General features: G+C 72.9%; 12 protein-coding genes. 6 read left to right on the plus strand and 6 right to left on the minus strand.

Annotated elements, in window-relative coordinates:
- Nucleotides 1-7: 7 nt before the first annotated feature.
- Nucleotides 8-1,555, plus strand: coding sequence for an AMP-binding protein (locus tag AB0881_RS16835; RefSeq protein ID WP_366617814.1), 1,548 nt, complete (start codon nucleotides 8-10; stop codon nucleotides 1,553-1,555).
- 31 nt (nucleotides 1,556-1,586) lie between these two features.
- On the opposite strand, the gene AB0881_RS16840 is transcribed toward AB0881_RS16835, so the two are convergent.
- On the minus strand, nucleotides 1,587-2,855 hold the full coding sequence (locus tag AB0881_RS16840; RefSeq protein ID WP_366617815.1) for an acyl-CoA dehydrogenase family protein: 1,269 nt from the start codon (nucleotides 2,853-2,855) through the stop codon (nucleotides 1,587-1,589).
- 188 nt (nucleotides 2,856-3,043) lie between these two features.
- Between AB0881_RS16840 and AB0881_RS16845 the strand changes: the two genes are divergently transcribed.
- Complete coding sequence (locus AB0881_RS16845; RefSeq protein ID WP_366617816.1) at nucleotides 3,044-3,853, plus strand: MBL fold metallo-hydrolase; 810 nt, start codon at nucleotides 3,044-3,046, stop codon at nucleotides 3,851-3,853.
- A gap of 28 nt (nucleotides 3,854-3,881) precedes the next feature.
- On the opposite strand, the gene AB0881_RS16850 is transcribed toward AB0881_RS16845, so the two are convergent.
- The 3 genes from AB0881_RS16850 to AB0881_RS16860 form a co-directional block, all read right to left on the minus strand.
- Complete coding sequence (locus AB0881_RS16850; RefSeq protein ID WP_366617817.1) at nucleotides 3,882-4,442, minus strand: hemerythrin domain-containing protein; 561 nt, start codon at nucleotides 4,440-4,442, stop codon at nucleotides 3,882-3,884.
- 184 nt (nucleotides 4,443-4,626) lie between these two features.
- Complete coding sequence (locus AB0881_RS16855) at nucleotides 4,627-4,854, minus strand: hypothetical protein (RefSeq protein ID WP_366617818.1); 228 nt, start codon at nucleotides 4,852-4,854, stop codon at nucleotides 4,627-4,629.
- Between the two features lie 152 nt (nucleotides 4,855-5,006).
- Nucleotides 5,007-6,437 (minus strand): prolyl oligopeptidase family serine peptidase, encoded by a 1,431-nt coding sequence (locus tag AB0881_RS16860; RefSeq protein ID WP_366617819.1) that lies wholly within the window; start codon nucleotides 6,435-6,437, stop codon nucleotides 5,007-5,009.
- A 79-nt stretch (nucleotides 6,438-6,516) separates the two neighbouring features.
- Here AB0881_RS16860 and AB0881_RS16865 point away from each other — a divergent pair, with 79 nt between their 5' ends.
- Nucleotides 6,517-7,110: a helix-turn-helix domain-containing protein gene (locus AB0881_RS16865; RefSeq protein ID WP_366617820.1), complete on the plus strand. Its 594-nt coding sequence runs from the start codon at nucleotides 6,517-6,519 to the stop codon at nucleotides 7,108-7,110.
- Nucleotides 7,111-7,131: 21 nt separating this feature from the next.
- Here the strand turns inward: AB0881_RS16865 and AB0881_RS16870 are convergent, their stop codons facing one another.
- Nucleotides 7,132-8,676 (minus strand): BBE domain-containing protein, encoded by a 1,545-nt coding sequence (locus AB0881_RS16870; protein WP_366617821.1) that lies wholly within the window; start codon nucleotides 8,674-8,676, stop codon nucleotides 7,132-7,134.
- Nucleotides 8,677-8,873: 197 nt separating this feature from the next.
- Here AB0881_RS16870 and AB0881_RS16875 point away from each other — a divergent pair, with 197 nt between their 5' ends.
- The 3 genes from AB0881_RS16875 to AB0881_RS16885 all read left to right on the plus strand — a co-directional run bounded on the left by AB0881_RS16875 (nucleotide 8,874) and on the right by AB0881_RS16885 (nucleotide 13,464).
- Nucleotides 8,874-9,266, plus strand: a complete 393-nt coding sequence (locus tag AB0881_RS16875; RefSeq protein WP_366617822.1) for a nuclear transport factor 2 family protein — start codon at nucleotides 8,874-8,876, stop codon at nucleotides 9,264-9,266.
- Nucleotides 9,267-9,300: 34 nt separating this feature from the next.
- On the plus strand, nucleotides 9,301-12,489 hold the full coding sequence (locus AB0881_RS16880; protein ID WP_366617823.1) for a DUF4132 domain-containing protein: 3,189 nt from the start codon (nucleotides 9,301-9,303) through the stop codon (nucleotides 12,487-12,489).
- 156 nt (nucleotides 12,490-12,645) lie between these two features.
- Nucleotides 12,646-13,464, plus strand: a complete 819-nt coding sequence (locus AB0881_RS16885; protein WP_366617824.1) for a peptidoglycan recognition family protein — start codon at nucleotides 12,646-12,648, stop codon at nucleotides 13,462-13,464.
- A gap of 3 nt (nucleotides 13,465-13,467) precedes the next feature.
- Here the strand turns inward: AB0881_RS16885 and AB0881_RS16890 are convergent, their stop codons facing one another.
- Complete coding sequence (locus AB0881_RS16890; protein WP_366617825.1) at nucleotides 13,468-14,973, minus strand: FAD-dependent oxidoreductase; 1,506 nt, start codon at nucleotides 14,971-14,973, stop codon at nucleotides 13,468-13,470.
- Between the last annotated feature and the right edge of the window lie 75 nt (nucleotides 14,974-15,048).

Here is a 15,048-nt window from a genome sequence, read left to right on the forward strand (position 1 = left end):
GACGCCCGTGGAGGATCCGCTCGCCGCCCATGCCGCCGCAACCCCTGACAAGATCGCCGTCATCGAGGGAGAGCGGCGGGTCGACTACGCCGCGTTCAACGCGATGGCCAACCGGTACGCCCACCTGCTGATCGGCCTCGGCGTCACCGCCGGGACCAAGGTCGTCTGGTGCGGCCGCAACAGCACCGAGGTGCTGGCGCTGATCGTCGCCGTCCGCAAGACCGGCGGGATCGCCGTCCCGCTCAACTACCGGCTCAGCCCCGAGGAGGCCGCGTACGTCGTCGAGAACGCCGACGCGGCCGTCGTCCTGTTCGACATCGAGCAGGCGCCGCAGCTGGAGCAGGCCGCCGCCGAGGTCGCGGCCGTCACGTCCTGGCTGGCGTTCCGCTGCGAGCCCGGCGACGTCCCGTCCTGGGCGTCCCACCTGGAGACCGAATCGGCCGGGAGCCCGGAGACCGAGCCGGTCGCGACCGGCGAGGACGCCGCGGCCGGCACCTCGATGTTCTACACGTCCGGGACGACCGGCAAGCCCAAGGGCGTCGTCCGCGGCGCCCCCGACCCGGAGATCGTCCTCGGGCTGGTGATGACGATCGGCTACCAGCCCGGCGACGTCTACCTCACCACCGGGCCGCTGTACCACTCCGGGCCGATGAGCTTCATGCAGATCGTCCAGCAGATGGGCGGCACGGTCGTCGTCATGCGCGAGTTCGCGCCCGAGCGCTGGCTGGAGCTGGTCGACCGGCACAAGGTCACCACGACGTTCTCCGCGCCGACCCCGATCCGGCGGGTCGTGGACCTGCCGGAGGAGACGTTCGCCAGGTACGACCTGTCGTCCCTCCAGCGGGTGATCGCGAACGCGGCGCCCTGGCCGTTCGAGCTCAAGCGCCGCTACGTGGAGCGCGTCGGGAACGACTCCCTCTACGAGGTGTACGGGTCGACCGAGCTGGGCGTGGACACGATCCTGCTGCCCGAGGACCAGATGCGGAAGCCGGGCAGCTGCGGCCGCCCGGCCCCCGGCATCGAGATCGGCCTGTTCGGCGCGGACGGCGAGCAGATCACCGAGCCGCACGTGCCCGGCGACCTGTACGTGCGCAGCAGCATCGTGTTCGACGCCTATTACAAGGCCGACCAGAAGTACGAGGCGTCCCGGATCGGCGACTGGCTGACCGTCGGCGACATCGCCTACCGGGACGAGGAGGGCTTCGTCTACATCTGCGACCGCCGCTCCGACATGATCATCTCCGGTGGGATGAACATCTACCCGGCCGAGATCGAGGCGGTGCTGACCGCCCATCCGGACGTGGCCGACGCCGCGGTCTTCGGGATCCCGTCGGACGAGTGGGGCGAGTCGGTGCACGCCGCGATCGTGGTGCGGCCGGGCGCCGACCCGGCCGACAGCGCGATCCAGGAGTACTGCCGGGAGCACCTCGCCTCGTACAAGATCCCGCGGAGCTTCGACCGCATCGAAGAGATCCCGCGCAACCCGTCCGGCAAGGTGCTCAAGCGCAGCCTGCGCGACCCCTACTGGGAGGGACGCGACTCCAAGGTCGGCTGAGGCCCGGCCGCACGTGCAGGGCGTCGCCGCGCTATTCGGCGACGCCCTTGGGCGCGCGCTGCTTCATGAAGCCGAACATGTAGCCGGCCACCCGGCGCATCTGGATCTCCTCGGCCCCCTCGGTGATCCGGTAGCGCCGGTGGTGCCGGTAGATGTGCTCGAACGGCTTGTGCCGCGAGTAGCCGAGGCCTCCGTGCACCTGCATGGCGCGGTCGGCGGCCTCGCAGCACAGCCGGTTCGCCCAGTAGTTGCACATCGAGACCTCCTTCGACACCGAGAACGGGCCGGTCCGGTCCATCTGCCAGGCGGTCTTGTGGATCAGCGCGCGCAGCATCTCGCACTGCGTCTGCAGCTCGACCAGCGGGAACTGGATCGCCTGGTTGGCCGCCAGCGCCTTGCCGAACGGCTTGCGCTCCTGCGCGTACGCGACCGCCTCGTTCACGCAGAACTGCGCGGCGCCGAGGCTGGAGGCCGCCTGCCGGATCCGGTTCTCGTTGAAGAAGTGCTGGACGACCTGGAGCCCGCGGCCCTCCGCGCCGAAGACCGCCGAGTCCGGCACCCGCACGTCGGTCAGCGTGATGTGCGCGTGGTCGGTCGGCATGTTGAACGTCCACAGGTACTCCTCGACCTTGAAGCCGGGAGCGTCGGTCGGCACCAGGAACGCGGTGATCCCCGCCCCGTCCCCCGGCTCCCCGGAGGTCCGGGCGAAGATCAGGTCGTGGCTCGCGGCGTGGACGCCGGTGTTCCAGGTCTTCTCACCGTTGATCACCCAGCCGTCGCCGTCGCGGACCGCCGCCGTCTCCATGAACGTCGCGTCCGAGCCGTGCGCGGGCTCGGTGATCCCGAACGCGAACGCGCGGGTCCCGGTGGCCAGGGCGTCCACCCACTCGTCCTTCTGCGCCTCGCTGCCGTAGGCGAGCATGAGCAGCAGCCCGACGTTGTTGCCCACGATCGAGTGCTCGTTCTGCAGGTCGTTGTGCAGGCCGAGGCCCTTGGCGGCCAGATGCTCGCGGATCACCGCCATGCCGAGGTTGGTGCCGTCCATCCCCCCGTACTCCTTGGGGAACGGGTAGCGGTAGAACCCCGCCCGGTCGGCCAGCCGCCGGACCTCGCCCAGCAGCTCCTCCCACTCCCGGGCCGGCAGGCCGCCGCGGTCCCAGTCGGTGCGGGCGTCCTCGCGGCGGTGGTCGAAGAACCGGATGTTGTCGTCGCGCTGCTCCAGCGGCCTGATCTCGCGCTCGATGAAGTCGTCGATCCGGCCGAGGAGGTCGACGAGCTCCTCGGGAAGCGTGAAGTCCACCGTTGCACCCTTCGCCGGCGTTGATGAGGGGGTCTCCTCTGGCGGCCCAGCCTAGGTGACTGAACGATCGTTTGACGAGATGCCCCCTACGTATCCGGCGTCCTGGCCGCGCCGTTCAACGAGCGTTCAGCGGGGCATGCCTGTGCCGCCGAGGGGTATGCGCCCGGCTAGGGACCAAGGGGGACACGATGGGCACGCACGACCCGACGGTGACGTTCGTCGGCAACGCCACCACGATCATCCGGTACGGCGGCTTCACGCTGCTGACCGATCCGAACTTCCTGCACCGGGGGGAGCGCGTCCACCTCGGCTACGGGCTCACCAGCAAGCGGCTCAAGGACCCGGCCCTGACGATCGACGAGCTGCCCGAGCTCGACGCGGTGCTGCTGTCGCACCTGCACGACGACCACTGGGACCGGGTCGCCGAGGACCGGCTGGACCGGGAGCTGCCGGTCCTCACCACGCCGGCCGCCGCCCGCACGCTCCGGCGGCGCGGCTTCGCCCGCGCGCACGGCATGGGGACCTGGCGGCACCGCACGCTGACCAAGGACGACCGCGCCATCCGGATCACCGCGATGCCCGGCCGGCACGGGCCCGCGCCGTTCCACCGGCTGCTGCCGCCGGTCATGGGGACGCTGGTGGAGTTCGGCCCGGCCGACGGCGACCCGGAGTTGCGGCTGTGCATCAGCGGCGACACCGTGATGTACGACGAGATCGCCGAGATCGGCCGCCGCCACCCGGGCATCGACGCCGGGATCGTCCATCTGGGCGGGACGACCCTGCTCGGCATGCTCGTGGTCACGATGGACGGCGCGCAGGGCGCCTCCTGGGTGGAGGCGACCGGCTGCGCGAGCGCGCTGCCGGTGCACTACGACGACTACACCGTCATGAAGTCGCCGCTGTCGGACTTCGAGGACGCGATGCGTGCCAAGGGCCTGCGGCTGCGGCACATCGAGCGCGGCGAGACACTCCCACTGGCACGCACCACCGGCCGCTGAGGCCGGAATAGCGCGCTCGGCCAGGGTGTTAGGCGAGGGCGTCTCTGATGAGGGCGCGGGCACGTTCCAGCACCGCCGCGGGCGGGCCGGCCGGCAGGCCGGCGGGCGCGGTGCCCGGGGCCGGGCGGGGCGGGGCCATGGCCTCGGCCGCCTTGACCGCGCCGGCCAGTGCCCGGCGCTGGGCGTCGCTGAAGGCGTCCCCGAGCCGCGAGAACTCCTCCGCCTCCTCGGCCCGCGCGTGGGCGAGCACGTCCCCGCGCAGCCGGTCGAGCCGGGACGCGAACGCCGGGTCGTCCGGGTCCATCGCGTACAGCTCGGTCAGGGCCCGCCACGCCGCGGCCTCCTCGGCCACCCGCTCGGCGACGACCTCCTCGCCGCCGGGCAGCGCGCGCCGCGCGACCGGGTGGACGATCTCCTCCTCCGCGGTCTCGTGCACGGCCAGCAGCCGCACGAGCCGGTCGAGCGCGTCCGTGCGCGCGGTCCCCGCCGACCGCCCGACGAGGTCGAACAGCTCGCGGATCCGCTCGTGCTGGTGGCGCAGCAGGCCGATCACGTCCTGTACGGGCGCGTTGGCGGTCACGGTGCTCATGGGTCCCCCTGAGAATAGGCACGCGATCATCGCAGGCCCTACCCGTGCGCTGCCCGAATAAGCCGGACCTTTAAAGCCCTACATTTCCCGATAAAACGCCCAGTTCTGATCACGGCGAACGCGGAACGCTCCGCGTCCCCCGCCGCTTTGCGGGAAGACGCGGAGCGTCGGAACGGTCTCGCCGTTACCGCTTCTTCGCGGCCGGCGCCTTGCGGTCGGCCTTCTCGCCGTTCGGCGCGAAGCGGTCGCCGCCCTGGGCCGCGGCGACGGGCTCGGCCCGGTCGGCCCGGTCGGCGCGGTCGGCCTGGTCGCGGTCCGCGGCGTTGTCGCCGTGGGCCTGCCAGCGCAGCTTGTCGCCCGACCGGGGCGCCTGGTCCCGGGGAGCCTTCTTCGCGTTCTTGTTCTTCGCCATGATCAATGCCTTTCTGGTGTATGTACGTTCGGTCCGCCTCGTTGCGCACCGTCGGACATATCCCTAAGTCGTTGGCATTGATCACACTCCCCCGGCTATTGCGTCCTATGGCAACGGGAAGTCCAAGGTTGCCGCCGTACTACCTAAATGGGTCACAGCGCCAGGAGACCCCAGTAGAAGGCCCACGGGACGAAGAGCGTCCCGGCGGTCAGGAGCAGCCCGGCACGGACCCGTTCACCGCCCGGTACGGAGCCGCCGGCACGGCGCCAGGCCAGCGCGGTCGCCGCCGTCGCCACCGCGGCGGCCACCGCCAGCAGCCGCAGGACCAGCCACACCACGGGCTCCGAGCCGAGCAGCGGCCCCGGGTCGGGCCAGCGGCCGGCGGCCATCAGGTAGAAGAGGTAGCCGAAGACGCCGAGGACCGCGGTGAAGCCCGCCGCCGCGGCGAGCCGGGCCCAGCGGCTCAGCGGGCGCGCCCGGCGGCCGCGCAGCCGCCGTACCAGCGCCCACACCGGGTACGCGGCGAACGCGGCCAGGAGGAAGAAGAACACGACGATCTGCGGCCAGGCCGACTCCCACCACGCGGACGGCGGCGCGTCGACGCTCGGGTGGTCCTGCTTCGGGGGCGCCGGGGCGTCGGCGTTCGGCATCCGGCCGCCGGTCACGTCCCGGACCCACGTCCCGACGAGCTCGGCGTACCCGGGGGCGAGGGCCTCGCCGCGGGTGAGCCCGCCGTCCGGGGTCTGGTGCGCCGCGTGGTCGGCGCCCTCGAAGTAGCGGAGCGTGTAGCGGGTGTTCCCGCCGCGCCGGAGCGCGGCGGCGGCCAGCGGCGGGTTGTCGCCGGGCGGCGTCTGGAGGTCGCGGGTCCCCCAGACGCCCAGGAACGGCTGCCGGACCTTCTCCAGCACCTTCCCGCCGTCGAAGTACGCCTCGGCGAACAGCCCCGCGTCCGCGCCCCACCGGGCGAGGTTGCGCTTGCCGCGGTCGAGCAGCGAGCCGTCCGCCCCGGCGCGGCGCAGGCCGGAGTTCTCGTTCCAGAGCTGCTGGCGCAGCGGCGTCATCGCGTTGCCGCCCACGGTGATCACGAACGCGACGTCGGCGGAGCGGGACGCGGCCAGCGGCGCCACCCAGCCGCCCTCGCTGAGCCCCCACAGGCCGACCTTGCGGGGGTCGACGCCCGGCCGGGCGCGCAGCGCGCCGACCGCGCCGAGGGCGTCGGTCGCCAGCTCGGAGTACGAGCGGCGGAAGTCGCTGTAGCCCTCGGACCGCTTGTCGTAGATCAGTACGGCCAGGTCCTGCCGCGCGAACGCGACGGCCTCGGTGAGCAGGTGCTCGCGCGGCACGCCCGAGCCCGATCCGGTGACGAGCACGACCCCGGGACGCGGCGCCGCCGCCTTCGCCCCGGCCAGGACGGAGCCGTGCAGGGTGAGCCCGCCGTGGCCCTTGAACGTCACGTCGGTGGAGGTCAGCCCGGGCGGCGCGGGCACGGCCGGCCCCGCCGCCGGTGCCGCCGCCGACGCGGGCGGGGCCAGGGCGAGCACGGCGAGGAAGCAGGCAAGGAGGGCGGTCATCGCGGTTCTCATGGCGGTGACCCTAGATTGCAGAGAAGTCTTTGCAAAGCTAACTCTGCAAATATGGCTCTGGAGTATTAGGCTGCTCCTCATGGAGGACGAGATCGCACCCGTACTCGCCGACCCCGGCCGGCTCAAGGCCCTCAGCCACCCGCTGCGGCGGCGGATCCTGCACCGGCTCGGCACCCACGGGCCCGCGACGTCCACCACGCTCGGCGCGTACCTGGGCGAGAGCACCGGGACGACGAGCTACCACCTGCGGCAGCTGGAGCGGTACGGGTTCGTCGAGGACGTCCCCGAGCGGTCCGGCGGGCGCGAGCGCTGGTGGCGGTCCGCGCCCGGGCACCGGGACCTGCGGATGCCCGCGCCGGAGACGCTGCCCGAGGAGGACCGTCCGGTCCTGGAGGAGGTCCTGCGGCTCGGCCACGCCGAGGACATGGCGCTGCTGGGACGGCTGCCCGACGAGTACCTCAAGGACCGCGCCTGGGCGCTGCTCTCGCGGGGCTTCACCCGGATGACCGAGCAGGGGCTCGCCGACTTCTTCGAGGCCTACATCCGGCTCCTGCACGAGCACGGCCTGAGCGCCGAGGAGGCGCCGCCCGACGCCCGCCCCGTCCACATCCGCCTCTTCACGGTCCCGGCCGGCGAGGACGATCCGGAGGACGGGACCGACCGGGACGGCTAGGGCGGCCGGCCCGCCGCCCCCTCAGAAGTCCGCCGGCTTGACGGACTGGCGGTGGCGGAAGACGTTGAGCGGGTCCCAGTACCTCTTGACGCGGCGCAGCCTCGGGTAGGCGTCCTTGTAGTAGAGCGTCGGCCAGTCCTGATCGGAGCCGTTCCAGCGGGGATCGTTCAGGTCCACGTCGGGGTAGTTGACGTAGCAGCCGTCGGTCTGCCCGCCGACGACCGGGACGCCGTGGGTGCCGGCGAACGTCGCCCGGTACGTCCGGCGGATCCAGTCCAGGTGCTCGGCCTCGTCGGGATCGTGCCGCGTCCAGTACACCTGGTACTGCATCTTGAGGATGGAGTCGCGCTGCCGGACGGCGGTGTCGTACGGCGGGCTGTTGACGGCGCTCCCGTAGGAGTCGACCTGGATGAGGGCCTGCTTGTTCTGGTAGTCGGTGAAGTGCTCGTTGCCGAGGTACGCCCACATCGCGTCGATCTGCGGCCCGGTGAACGGACCGCGCAGGTAGGCGGACTTGTACTTGCCGCACCGGTTCTCGCCGCTGCCGTTCAGCGCCTGCGTCGCGGTCAGCCACGGCATCACGCGCGGGACGTCCAGATGCGGGACGGGCGGGTGCTCGCCCATCGGGGACGTCAGCGCCCGCGCCGCGGGCCCGATCCGGCCGTCGAGCGCGGCCACGAAGTCGCTCATCGCCCGCGGCCCCTGCTCGTCGTCGGCGTCCACCTGCGCGAGCAGGCCGATCTGCCCGTTGGCGCGGTGGGTGAGCTTGAGCATGGCGAAGAGCCCGCCGGCGGCGGTCGCCGGGTCCTGATGGTCGCGGAAGTACTCGCCGAACGCCGTCACCAGGCGCGCGAAGTCGTCCTTGGTGAAGTCGGACCAGTCCCACGCCAGCCCGGCGAGCATCACCTGGCTCGGCGGCTCGGGCAGGTCGCGGAACCAGAACCGGGTGATGAGGCCGAAGTTGCCGCCGCCCCCGCCGGTGTGGGCCCACAGCAGCTCGGCGCGGGCGGGGTCGGAGTCGTCGCGCCTGGCCACGACGAGCTCGACCGTGCGGTCGTCGCGGACGACCGCGACCTCCACCGCGTACAGGTAGTCGATCGTGAGGCCGTCGCGGCGCGACAGCAGCCCGAAGCCGCCGCCGGGGATGTGCCCGCCGAGACCGACCGAGTAGCAGGAGCCGCCGGGCAGGGCCCGGCCGCTGAGCGGATAGAGGTGGCTGTACGCGTGCCAGTTGGTCGCCCCCGCCTCGACGCAGAACGCGTCCATGTCCTCGTCGTAGGAGATGCCGCACATAGGGCTGATATCGAGGATCACGCGGACGTCGTCGCCGCACACGAAGTTCTCGTAGCAGTGGCCGCCGGAGCGCACGGTGACGCGCCGCCGGTGGCCGCGCGGATCGTCCCGGACGGCCTCGGCGAGGGCGGCGCGGGCCTCCTCCGGGGTCCGCACCAGCCGCACGTAGTCCGGTTCGGCGATCCAGCGCTGGTTGAAGCCGCGGCTCAGGGCGGGATAGCGCCTGTCCTCGGGCCAGATGGTCGTCGTGGGCCGGTAGGGCACTCGGGTCATGCGGACCGCCTTCGCTCCGGAGGGTGTGGCGGGGATCCTCCCCGATGGGGACGGTGCGTAAGCGATCAGATGCACAGTGTTGACCTGGAGGGAAGATGGCGCGAAAACGAATGACGACCTGAGCCGGTCACTGGTTAACGATCGGCGGCGCCGGTACGTTGAACTTCTACTCAACGACTTGAATAGGAGTGGTCCGGATGCACCCGTTCCGTCAGGCCGTCGAGAACGAGACGCTGGACATCGTGCCGGCGATGCTCGCCGACGACGTCACGTTCATCAGCCCGGTGGCCTTCACCCCGTACACCGGGAAGGACCTGGTCCTGGCCATCCTGCACGGCGCGTTCGCGGTGTTCGAGGACCTCCGGTACGTCAAGGAGCTGACCAGCCCCGACGGCGGCGACCACGCCCTGATGTTCACCGCCCGGATCGGCGACCGCCAGGTCAACGGCTGCGACTTCGTGCACCACAACGACGAGGGCCTGATCGACGAGTTCCGCGTGATGGTCCGGCCGCTGTCCGCCGCCAGAGCGCTGTCGGAGGCTATGGCGATCCAGTTCGAGAGCATCCGGCAGGAACTGGGAGTCGCCTGAGAAACGTCCGTGATGCCCCGTACGGTGTGGCCTCATGGAAGATCGTCTCCCTGAGCTCCCCGAAGAGTGGCGCGACGCGGCGCACCCGATGCACGGTGCCGCCGGCGTACCCGAGACCGCGCTCGACGCGGCGGCCGAGAAGCTGAACCCGGCCGCGGCGGCGGAGACCGACCCGGCGCGGGCCGCCGCGGCCGTGATGATGCAGCACGGGTCGGGACGCATGAGGACCTGGCTGCCGGACGGGATCGTGGACGCGCTGGTGGCCGGGCGCGGCCTGGCGTTCGCCGCGTGCGCGATCGTGGAGCTGAGCGGGTTCGACTTCCGGCGGACGGCCGACGGTGCCGGGTTCACGGCGGTTCCGCGCCCCGACGACGACATCCGGATCACCGGGGAGCGCTGCCTGCGCCGCATGCGCGTGCTGCTGGCCGCCGCTGACGGCGCCGAGTACGCGGCGGCCGCGGAACGCCTCGCCGCCCACCGGCGCACGCTCGGGCAGCGGGTCGCGGCGGCCTACCTGGTCCCCACCATGACCGAGTGGGTGGACGAGTGCTGCGCGAACAAGCCCGCGCCCTCCTACCAGGGGCGCGAGGCGGAGAACCTGCTCCTGTGCTCGCTGACCACGTCCCATCAGGTGGATCTGCTGGTAGGGGTCGGCCGGCCCGGCTACTTCGGCCTCACCGACGACATCGTCGGCACGCTGCTCTCGCAGCTCGGCGCGGCGGCGCTCCCGCTGCTGCTGCCGGACCCGCGCGCCCTCGCCGACCAGCGCCGGACGCTGCTGCGCGCGATCTCCCTGCTCCCCTCGGACGCGGCGTTCCGGGCGCTGCTGGACCAGGTCGGCGAGAAGGACGTCCCGCCCGTGCTGGTGAAGACCATGGAGCGCTTCCCGCGCCGGGCGCTGCGGCTGCTCCCCGCGGCCGCCGCCGGCACCACCCGCGCCGCCGGGATCGCCGCCGACCTGCTGCGCGTCCACCTGCGGGCCCACGGCGACCTCGTGGCGGAGGCGCTGCCCGGCCTGCCGGACGAGGCGCGCCGCACCGCCGAGCGGATGCTCGCCGAGACCGGGCGGAGCGCGCCCGAGGCTCCCGCCGGCGACCTGCCCGCCCTGCTCGCCGCGCCGCCGTGGAAGGGAAGGCGCAAGAAGGCCAAGCCCGCCGTCATCGACGGTCTGGAGGCTCCGCCCGCCGCCGTGTCCTGGGAGGACGGCGAGCGCGAACGGTGGGCGGCGGTCCGCCTCCCCTCGATGCGGTGGGTCCGCCCCTTCCCTGACGGCACCGACTGGGACGAGGTCGCCGGGCGGTTCGGCACGCTGGACGTGGAGGCGGCGAGGCAGTTCTTCGTCAACGCCCCCGAACGGCTGGCCCGGCCGCTCCTCAAGGAGTGGGCGCCCGCTCGCCTGTACCCGCGGCTGCACTGGGACGATCTCATGCTGTCGATGTACGAGACGGACGCGCTGCACGTTCCGCTGGCCTACGTCAAGGAGTACGCGGACTACGCCGCCGACCGCCTCGCCCCCTTCCTGGACGCCGAGGTCGCGCTCCTGCACGCGCGCTGGCTCCAGCGCGGCAAGCGGATGCGGGCGGCCGCGGCCGCCTGGCTCGCCCGGCACGGCCTGGCCGCCGTCCCGTACCTGCTGCCCGCCGCCCTCGGCAAGCCGGGCGCGGCGCGCCTCGCCGCCGAGGGGGCGTTGCGGCGGCTGGCGTCCGGGCACGGCGCCGAGGCCGTGGTGGGGGCGGCGCGGTCGTGGGGAGAGCGAGGACGGCAGGGAGCAGAGGTCGCGGACGCGATCGCGGCCATGCTGGCGATCGACCCGCTGGAGGTGCTGCCCGCCACGATCCCCAAGCGGCCCTCCTGGGTGAGCGTGGACCTGCTGCCTCAGATCCTGCTGGCGGACGGCCGGGCGCTGCCGGCGGAGGCGACCGGGCACGTGCTGACCATGCTGGCGATCAGCAAGCAGGACCAGGTCTACGCGGGGCTGGAGGTGCTGCGCGAGGCGTGCGACGCCGCGTCGCTGGCCGCGTTCTCGTGGGAGCTGTTCCGGTGCTGGGACCTGCACGGCGCGCCGCCCGCGGCGAGCTGGGCGTTCCTGCAGCTCGGCTGGATCGGCGACGACACGACCGTCCGCCGGCTCACCCCGCTGATCCGGTCGTGGCCCGGCGAGGGCCGCAAGCAGCAGGCCGCGACCGGGGTCGACCTGCTGGCGGCCATCGGCACCGAGACGGCGCTCTCCCACCTGTACGGCATCTCGCAGAAGGCCCGGTCGAGCGCGCTGAAGAAGCGCGCGGCGGCGCGGATCGAGGAGGTCGCGGCGGATCTGGGGCTGGCCCGCGAGGAGCTCGCCGACCGGCTCGTCCCCGGGCTCGGGCTCGATCCGGACGGGAGCATGGTACTCGACTACGGCCCGCGCCGGTTCACGGTCGGGTTCGACGAGCAGCTCAAGCCGTACGTGCGGGACGAGGACGGCCGGCCCCGCAAGGCGCTGCCCAGGCCGGGCGCGGGCGACGACCCGGCGCTCGCGCCCGCCGCGCACCAGCGCTTCGCGGAGCTGCGCAAGGACGTCGCGAAGGTCGCCGAGGACCAGGTCCGGCGGCTGGAGAACGCGATGGTGCGGGGCCGCGCCTGGCCGGAGCCCGAGTTCCGGCGGCTGCTCGTCGAGCATCCGCTGCTGTGGCACATCGCCCGCCGGCTGGTGTGGATCGACGACTCCGGCACCGCGTTCCGGATCGCGGAGGACCGCACGTTCGCCGACGCCGGGGACGAGCCGGTCGCGCTGCCGGGCACGGCCCGGGTGAGCATCGCGCACCCGGTCCACCTCGGCGACAAGGGCGTGGCCGCCTGGTCGGAGCTGTTCGCCGACTACGAGATCCTGCAGCCGTTCCCGCAGCTGGGCCGGCCCGTGCACGAGTTCACCGCGGCGGAGCGCGCGTCCGGCCGGCTGGAGCGGTTCGAGGGCCTCAAGGTGCCGTCCGGCCCGGTGATGGGCCTGCGGCAGCGGTCCTGGGACGACGTCGACGACGTCTACGCCCTCATCCGTGACGTGGGCGAGGGGGTGCGGGCCGTGATCCGGCTCAGCCCCGGCCTCTACGGGGGCGTCCGGGGCGACGAGGAGCAGGAGATCACGCAGGTCTCGCTCACCTCGGGACGCTGGGGCGATCTCGATCCGGTGGTCGCCGCCGAGGTCCTCGCGGACCTGATGCCGCTGGCCGGCATGAGCCGGGCATGACGCTTGTCAGCGACAAAACCTAACGAACCTGGGCATCCCCGAACCACCAGATGCCCCAAAGGCGTGCTTTAGGCCTATTCACCCCCTCGGGGGCTCCTCTACGGTCCCTCCCGGAGTCGTTCCACCGGAAGATCGATCTCGAGGAGCCCCCCGCTCATGTCCGGAGACACTTCGCACCGCTCCCCTCAGCCGTCCCCTGACTCGTCCACGCACCCGTCCCCCCGAACGCTCGACCGCCGCACCGTGCTGCGCGGCGCGGCCACGGTCGCGGGCGGCACGCTGCTCGGCGTCGCCGCCACCCCCACCGCCGCGACCGCCGTGGCCGCGCCGCGCGCGTACACCCGCGCCGACTGGAACGCGCGCCCGCCCACCACCGCCGCGACCGTGCTCAACCGCGCGCCGGACCGCATCGTCGTCCACCACACCGCCTCGGCGAACTCGACCGACTACTCGCTCGCGCACGCGTACGCGCTGTCGCGCTCCATCCAGGCCCACCACATGGACACCAATGGCTGGGCCGACACCGGGCAGCAGCTCACGATCAGCCGCGGCGGCCATCTCATGGAGGGCAGGAACCGCAGCCTCCAGGCGATCGGCGCGGGCGACCACGTCGTCGGCGCGCACACCGCGAGCCACAACGACCACACGATCGGCATCGAGAACGAGGGCCTCTACATGACCGCGGCGCCGACCGCCGCGCTCTGGGACACGCTCGTCGAGACCTGCGCCTGGCTGTGCGACGTGTACGGCCTGTCCCCCGGCACCGCGATCGTCGGCCACCGCGACTTCAACGCCACCGCCTGCCCCGGCGACGTCCTGTACGCCCGCCTCCCCGACCTCCGGAACGCGGTCGCCGCGCGCCTCGGCACCGCGCCCGTCCACGCCACGGCCGCGCCCGTGCCGAACGGCCACCCGGGGCCGCGCCACCCGTTCGACCACGGTCCCGGCTTCGGCCCCGGCGACCCCGCCCCGTAGCGGCTACTCGTCCAGCGGAGGGAGGTCGCGGGTCGCCGGCCCCTGCAGGACGGCGCCGTCCGGGGCGTACCGGGAGCCGTGGCAGGGGCACTCCCACACCTTCTCCACGTCGTTGAACGCGACGAGGCAGCCGAGGTGGGTGCAGCGTGCCGAGAGGAGGCGCGGCGTGCCGTCCTCCTCCCGGTACGCGGCGCACGCCCGGCCGCCGCGCCTGATCACCGCGCCGGAGCCGGGGCGGACGCCGTCCAGGCCGCCGGCGCGGGCGGCGCGGACGCGGTCCTCGACGAAGTGCCGCGCGTTGGACATGCCGGCGCTGACGATCGGCCGCGCCTCCCGCGCGGCGTGGGCGCGGCGCGGGTCGTACAGGTGGGTCCACTCCGGCTCGTCACCGGTGAGCAGCCCGGCCAGCAGCCGGCCCGACATGATCCCGTGGCTCATGCCCGAGCGGGCGTAGCCGGTGGCGACGTAGAGGTGCTCGTCGAGGCGGCCGACGTACGGGACCTTGTCGGCGGTGTCGAGGTCCTGCGCCGACCACCAGTAGGCGATCTCGTCGGTCTTGAAGTGCTCGCGGGTCCATGCGACCAGCATCCGGTGGTGGTCGGCGACGTCGTCGTGCCCGGGCGCGAACGACTCGCCGGTGATGAGGAGCAGCCGCCGCCCGTCCCGGTACGGCGCCGTCCGCACCGAGCGCGTGTTCTCCTGCCGGGTGATGTACATGGCGCCCGGGTCGTCCTCCTCGGCGATGGGCGCGGCGATCACCAGCTCGCGGAGCGGGGTCAGCCGGAATGACAGCAGCGCGTGCTCGACGATCGGGAAGAGCGTCGCGATCACCACGTCCCGGGCGGTGATCGTCCGGCCGTCCCGCGTGGTCAGCCGGTACGGCGGTCCCTCGTCCAGGGCGACGATCCGGGTGCGCTCGTGGATCCGGCCGCCGCGCCGGACGAGGTCCCCGGCCAGGCCCGTCAGGTAGCGGCGGGGGTGGAACTGCACCTGGTCCTCGACCCGCATCGCCCCGGCCACCTCGTACGGGAGGTCGGTGTCGGTGACGAACGACGCGGGCAGGCCCGCCTCCCTGACGGCTTCGGTCTCCTCCTGGAGCGCCGCCACCCGGTCCAGCGACTCGACGTACACGTGGGACGCGCGGCGTTCGATGTCGCAGTCGATGCCCAGCTCGGCGGCGGTGCGCTCGACATGCTCGACCGCCTCCTGCTGCGAGCGCGCGTACAGGCGGGCGGTGTCCGGGCCGAGCGAGTCGCGCAGCGGCCCGTAGATCCAGGGGTGGGCCGACGACAGCCGCCCGGTGGTGAAGCCGGTGACGCCCGCCGCGATCCGGTCGGCCTCGAACACCGCCGCGGTCCGTCCCGCGCGGGTCGCCTCCCAGGCGGTGGCGAGCCCGGCGATACCGCCGCCGACGACCGCCACGTCCACGTCGGCGTCCGCGTCCAGCGCGGGGTACGACGTCGCCTCCGACGAGGCCATCCAGTACGACTGCGCCCTTCCCTCGATCACCGCGTTCCCTTCCGCCGGATCCTGTTACGCGGTGCCTTGTCCCCGATTAGAGCGGTTTGACGCCGCCTTGACGCA

The organism is Spirillospora sp. NPDC029432 (assembly GCF_040703975.1).
GTDB lineage: Bacteria > Actinomycetota > Actinomycetes > Streptosporangiales > Streptosporangiaceae > Spirillospora.

Coding starts and splice junctions, on each gene's coding strand:
- AB0881_RS16860 (WP_366617819.1), bottom strand. CDS start 6,437: ATGAGAACCGCGATGACCGCCCTCCTTGCCTGCTTCCTCGCCGTGCTC.
- AB0881_RS16885 (WP_366617824.1), top strand. CDS start 12,646: ATGTCCGGAGACACTTCGCACCGCTCCCCTCAGCCGTCCCCTGACTCG.
- AB0881_RS16865 (WP_366617820.1), top strand. CDS start 6,517: ATGGAGGACGAGATCGCACCCGTACTCGCCGACCCCGGCCGGCTCAAG.
- AB0881_RS16880 (WP_366617823.1), top strand. CDS start 9,301: ATGGAAGATCGTCTCCCTGAGCTCCCCGAAGAGTGGCGCGACGCGGCG.
- AB0881_RS16845 (WP_366617816.1), top strand. CDS start 3,044: ATGGGCACGCACGACCCGACGGTGACGTTCGTCGGCAACGCCACCACG.
- AB0881_RS16870 (WP_366617821.1), bottom strand. CDS start 8,676: ATGACCCGAGTGCCCTACCGGCCCACGACGACCATCTGGCCCGAGGAC.
- AB0881_RS16855 (WP_366617818.1), bottom strand. CDS start 4,854: ATGGCGAAGAACAAGAACGCGAAGAAGGCTCCCCGGGACCAGGCGCCC.
- AB0881_RS16850 (WP_366617817.1), bottom strand. CDS start 4,442: ATGAGCACCGTGACCGCCAACGCGCCCGTACAGGACGTGATCGGCCTG.
- AB0881_RS16875 (WP_366617822.1), top strand. CDS start 8,874: ATGCACCCGTTCCGTCAGGCCGTCGAGAACGAGACGCTGGACATCGTG.